Annotated in this window: 5 protein-coding genes and 1 pseudogene; 5 read left to right on the forward strand and 1 reads right to left on the reverse strand. The window is 69.1% G+C overall.

The window, feature by feature from the left end:
- Nucleotides 1-221: hypothetical protein (locus AB0442_RS41765; protein WP_366168745.1), on the reverse strand; the 221-nt coding region annotated here is incomplete at its 3' end.
- Nucleotides 222-1,412: 1,191 nt separating this feature from the next.
- Between AB0442_RS41765 and AB0442_RS41770 the strand changes: the two genes are divergently transcribed.
- From AB0442_RS41770 to AB0442_RS41790, 5 genes and pseudogenes are all read left to right on the forward strand, one after another.
- Complete coding sequence (locus AB0442_RS41770; protein WP_366168746.1) at nucleotides 1,413-2,201, forward strand: amino acid ABC transporter ATP-binding protein; 789 nt, start codon at nucleotides 1,413-1,415, stop codon at nucleotides 2,199-2,201.
- A 31-nt stretch (nucleotides 2,202-2,232) separates the two neighbouring features.
- The gene (locus AB0442_RS41775; RefSeq protein WP_366168747.1) at nucleotides 2,233-3,075 is read left to right on the forward strand and encodes a glutamate ABC transporter substrate-binding protein; all 843 of its coding nucleotides are present in this window, start codon (nucleotides 2,233-2,235) and stop codon (nucleotides 3,073-3,075) included.
- Nucleotides 3,076-3,146: 71 nt separating this feature from the next.
- Nucleotides 3,147-3,812 (forward strand): amino acid ABC transporter permease, encoded by a 666-nt coding sequence (locus AB0442_RS41780; protein WP_366168748.1) that lies wholly within the window; start codon nucleotides 3,147-3,149, stop codon nucleotides 3,810-3,812.
- Nucleotides 3,809-4,747 (forward strand): amino acid ABC transporter permease, encoded by a 939-nt coding sequence (locus AB0442_RS41785; RefSeq protein ID WP_366168749.1) that lies wholly within the window; start codon nucleotides 3,809-3,811, stop codon nucleotides 4,745-4,747. The genes AB0442_RS41780 and AB0442_RS41785 overlap by 4 nt, the downstream gene beginning before the upstream one ends.
- A 72-nt stretch (nucleotides 4,748-4,819) precedes the next feature.
- A pseudogene (locus AB0442_RS41790) lies at nucleotides 4,820-5,040 on the forward strand (IS5/IS1182 family transposase); the annotation flags it as partial.

The raw sequence follows: 5,040 nt of genomic DNA on the forward strand, positions 1-5,040 counted from the left end.
CCCGACCCGACGTCCCCACCGTCTCGCTGGTCGAGCCAACCAAAACCAGCCCGTCCAGGCGGAAAACAACCTAAATCACCGGTATTGCATCTAGCGGCCGGGGCCGGTTCGGTGACCACATCCGCGGCCGGCGGGCCGAAGTCGATCAGTGCGGCGCCGCTGAAGCCCGCCAGCAGGACCCGCTCGCCGGGCAGCACCTGGATCTCGTCGTCGTGCGCCACCGGATAGAGCGCATGGACGCAGGCCGTCCCCGGCCCGGGTCACGGTGATCTCGGCCATCTCGTAGAGCGGGTCGCCTGCATCCAGCGGCGAGTCGGCCACGGCCGCCGGCTCCTCCGCCTCCGGCTCGTCCGGTGTCGGCTCTCCGAGGGGCGCGCCGGTCTCCAGGGCGTACCAGCGGTAGGTACGGTCGTAGCACAACCGCAGGCACACCTCCGTCCCGCCGGCCCGGAAGCCGTGCAGCTCGACCGGGTCGGTCCAGCCCGGTGCGAGACTGCGTGTGTCCCACACCTCGATCGGCCGCCAGTGCGTCCAGACCACCCGCCACGGCATCGCGAGGCCCAGACCGTCCAGCCACCGGGCGAGCCCAGGTCACCCCGCATCAGGGCCGCGAACCGCAGCCGCGCCGCCCACTCCGCAGTGCCGGCCCCGTCCTGCGCCCCGTACACCCGGGCGACCTCGGCCAGAGCCTCCGGGTACTCCGCCAACTGCTCCGGAAACCCGGTCGGCCGCCATCCGGTGGTCGTCCCCATCCCCGCTCCCCCGTCCGTTTCGGTGATCATCAACGGCGAGCCTAGGGCGCCTCTCCGACGCCTCGCCGGCCCCCCTCTACCCGGTGTGCGGAGGCAGGAGTGCATTCGCTCGCCGGGCGATCGGGTGAGGCGGCAGGCCGCCCGCCCGCCGGGTGCGGGAGTCGGCCCGGAGACGACGGACGAGGGGCGAGGCGTTGGCGATCGTCACGCCTTCCAGGTGGAGCACACCTCGGGGAACCTTCGCACCGTGAACAGCGACATGCGCAGCCACCGGAACGCCGAGCACGAGCTCGGCCTGCCCCGCCTCCCAGGCCACGGTCTGCAGCGCACGGGTCTGGCAGTGACCGCCCTACCAGAGCTGTCCCTTGCGCACCCGCAGCTGGGACCTCCTCGACACCCAGGTCTTCGTGTCGATGTAGACCACTCACCACCCGGGGCTATCGGCTCGGGCCAGGTCCAGCATCCGCGCGGGCTCGGCGCGTCCGAGAGCCTGGGCCTGTCGCAGCAGGACGTAGGCCGCCGTCGCGGTGCCGGCCCGCGATTGGCCGTAGGGGTCCCGTCAACGGCACCGGGGCACCTCCCGGCCGAAGGCCGCGGGCGGAACCGCGTCCTTACAGGTCCCCTCGGGTCGGCGTGCGGCTGCGGTGCGGGCGGCGGACCATGAAGCCGACGAGTGGAGCAGCCGTGACGAAGGAAACCCCCACCCCGGCCGCGGGTGATCTGGTAGTGCTGCGCAATGTCAACAAGCACTTCGGCGATCTCCACGTCCTCCGGGACATCGACCTCACTGTCGCCCGTGGTGAGGTCGTGGTCGTCATCGGGCCGTCCGGGGGCGGGAAGTCGACGCTGTGCCGTGCCATCAACCGCCTGGAGACCATCGACTCCGGCGAGATCTCCATCGACGGCAGGCCGCTGCCGGCCGAGGGCCGCGAGCTGGCGGCTCTGCGGGCGGACGTCGGCATGGTCTTCCAGTCGTTCAACCTCTTCGCGCACAGGACCGTGCTCGACAACGTCACGCTCGGCCAGCTCAAGGTCCGCAAGAAGGACAAGAAGGCCGCCGAGGAACGGGCGCGCCGGCTGCTGGAGCGGGTGGGCGTCGCCTCGCAGGCGGACAAGTACCCGGCGCAGCTCTCCGGCGGCCAGCAGCAGCGCGTGGCGATCGCCAGGGCGCTGGCCATGGAACCGAAGATCATGCTGTTCGACGAGCCGACCTCCGCGCTCGACCCCGAGATGATCAACGAGGTGCTGGAGGTGATGCAGCAGCTGGCGCGCGAGGGAATGACCATGGTCGTCGTCACCCACGAGATGGGATTCGCCCGATCGGCCGCCAACCGCGTGGTTTTCATGGCGGATGGCCGGATCGTGGAGGAGACGACACCCGATCAGTTCTTCAGCAACCCGCGCAGCGAGCGGGCCAAGGACTTCCTCTCGAAGATCCTGCACCACTGATGGGGACCAGCGAGCACAAGGAATGATCACCATGGAACTTCGCAAGGTCACCCTCGCAGCCGCGGTTGCGCTCGGGCTGTCCCTGACGGCCGCCGGCTGCGGATCGGACGGCGGTGGCGGCACCAGCAGCGGCGCCAGCGGCGACCAGAAGGTCACCGTCGGCATCAAGTTCGACCAGCCGGGCATCGGGCTGAAGACCCCGGACGGCACGTACACGGGCCTCGACGTCGACGTGGCCACGTACGTCGCCAAGGAGCTCGGCTACGACCCCGGCAACATCGAGTGGAAGGAGGCGAAGAGCGCCGACCGCGAGACACTGCTCCAGCGCGGTGACGTCGACTTCATCGCCGCCTCGTACTCGATCACGCCCGCCCGTGCGGAGAAGGTCGACTTCGCCGGCCCCTACCTCCTGGCGCACCAGGACGTGCTGATCCGGGCCGACGACAACTCCATCACGAAGCCCGAGGACCTGAACAACAAGAAGCTCTGCTCCGTCACCGGCTCCACCTCCGCGCAGAACGTCAAGACCAAGATCGCCCCGAATGCGCAGCTGCAGGAGTACGGCGGCTACTCGGAGTGCCTGACCGGCCTGGAGAACGGGGTCGTCGATGCGCTGACCACCGACGACGTGATCCTCGCCGGCTACGCCTCGCAGCCGGAGTTCAAGGGCAAGTTCAAGCTCGGCGGCTTCAAGATGAGCAACGAGAACTACGGCATCGGCGTCCAGAAGGACAGCGAGCTCAAGGCGAAGATCAATACCGCCCTGGAGAAGATGGTCGCGGACGGCTCCTGGGAGGCGGCCGTCAAGAAGAACCTCGGCCCGTCCGGCTACCAGAACGAGCCCGCACCGAAGATCGGCGTCATCGTCACCTGAGACGCGCACTCCCCAGCGCGCCGCCCCGGGGCGGCGCGCCTCGCCCGTCACTCGCGGAAGGCGGGAAGACCGTGTTCGACTTTCTTGAGGGCTACAACGTGCTCGGCGCTTTCTGGGTGACGGTGCAGCTCACCTTCTACTCCGCCGTCGGCGCGCTGATCTGGGGCACCGTCCTGGCGGCCATGCGCGTCAGCCCCGTGCCCCTGATGCGTGGCTTCGGGACGGCCTACGTCAACGTGGTCCGGAACATCCCCCTTACCGTGATCATCGTCTTCACCTCGCTGGGCCTGTTCCAGACGCTCGGCATCACGCTTGGCGCCGAGGACTTCACCACCATCGACTTCCGGCTCGCCGTGCTCGGACTGATCGCCTACACCTCGGCGTTCGTCTGCGAGGCGCTGCGGTCCGGCATCAACACGGTGCCCGTGGGCCAGACGGAGGCGGCGCGGGCCATCGGCCTGAGCTTCCCCCAGGTGCTGAGGCTCGTCGTTCTTCCGCAGGCGTTCCGCTCCGTGGTGGGCCCGCTGGCGAACGTGCTGATCGCCCTGACCAAGAACACCACCGTGGCCGCCACGATCGGTGTCGCAGAGGCCGCCCTGCTGATGCGGGAAATGATCGAGAACGAGGCCCAGCTCCTCCTCATCTCCGCGGTCTTCGCGTTCGGCTTCATCTGCCTCACGCTGCCGACCGGGCTCCTCCTCGGAAGGGTGGCCAAGAAGGTCTCGGTGAAGCGATGACCCCGCCGTCCGTGCTCTACGACCCTCCGGGGCCGCGTGCCAGACGGCGCAACCTGCTGTTCACGGTGCTGTTCCTGATCGCCGTCGCCGGCGTGGCCTGGTGGGTGGTCCAGAGCCTCATCGACAAGAACCAGCTCGAATGGGTCAAGTGGCGGCCCTTCTTCACGGACTCCCGCGCCTGGGAGACGTACCTCCTGCCGGGGCTCAAGAACACCCTCATCGCCGCCTCGCTCGCCATGGTCATCGCGCTGCCGTTCGGGGCGCTGTTCGGCATCGCCCGGCTCTCCGACCACCGGTGGGTGCGGGGCGCGGCCGGCACCGTCGTGGAGTTCTTCCGCGCCATCCCGGTGCTGATCCTGATGCTGTTCGCCAACGCCGCGTACTCCGAGTTCACCGAGGTCAGCCCCGACAGCCGGCCGCTGTATGCGGTGGTCACCGGTCTCGTCCTCTACAACGGCGCTGTGCTCGCGGAGATCGTCCGGGCCGGCATCCTCTCCCTCCCGCGGGGCCAGACCGACGCGGCCGAGGCGATCGGCATGCGCAAGAACCAGGTGATGCGCTACGTGCTGCTGCCGCAGTCGGTCACCGCGATGCTGCCAGCGATCGTCAGCCAGATGGTCGTCATCGTGAAGGACACCGCACTGGGCGGCGCACTGCTCGGCTTCTCGGAACTGCTGGCCTCCGTCCGCCCGATGAGCGCGAACTACGGGGCGAACACCATCGCCTGCTTCACCGTCGTCGCAGCCATCTTCGTCCTACTGAACTTCGCGCTCACCTCCTTCGCGACCTGGCTGGAGCGGCGGCTGCGACGCGGCAAGAGGTCCACCGGCGCAGTGGTCGGCGCCTCCGCCGTCGAGGAACTGTCAACACCGGGCGAGCACATGGGCCACAACGACCTCGGCGGAGCGGGCGGCACCTCCGGCAAGGGCGGCTAACGAGCTGGTGCGTGATTGCGGCGGGGATGCGCCGGCCTGGGTGAGGGCGACATGATCTTCGCCGTGGTGATCATGGTGAACCGTGCTGTCCTCGGTCATCGGGTGCTGACCGGCGTTTCGCGTCGGCACCTGACCGATCTGATCGTCGAACTGGCGGCTCCCTGGCAGCCGGTGGTCGAGGGCAGGCGGCACACGGTTCGCGGTGGCGCACGGCGCCGGGCCGCTGGTGCGGGTGCCAAGCACCGGCTGGTGTTCACCGACCGGGTGGTCGCCACGCTGATCCACCTTCGGCA

This window comes from Kitasatospora sp. NPDC085895 (assembly GCF_040702125.1).
Taxonomy (GTDB): Bacteria; Actinomycetota; Actinomycetes; order Streptomycetales; family Streptomycetaceae; genus Kitasatospora; species Kitasatospora arboriphila.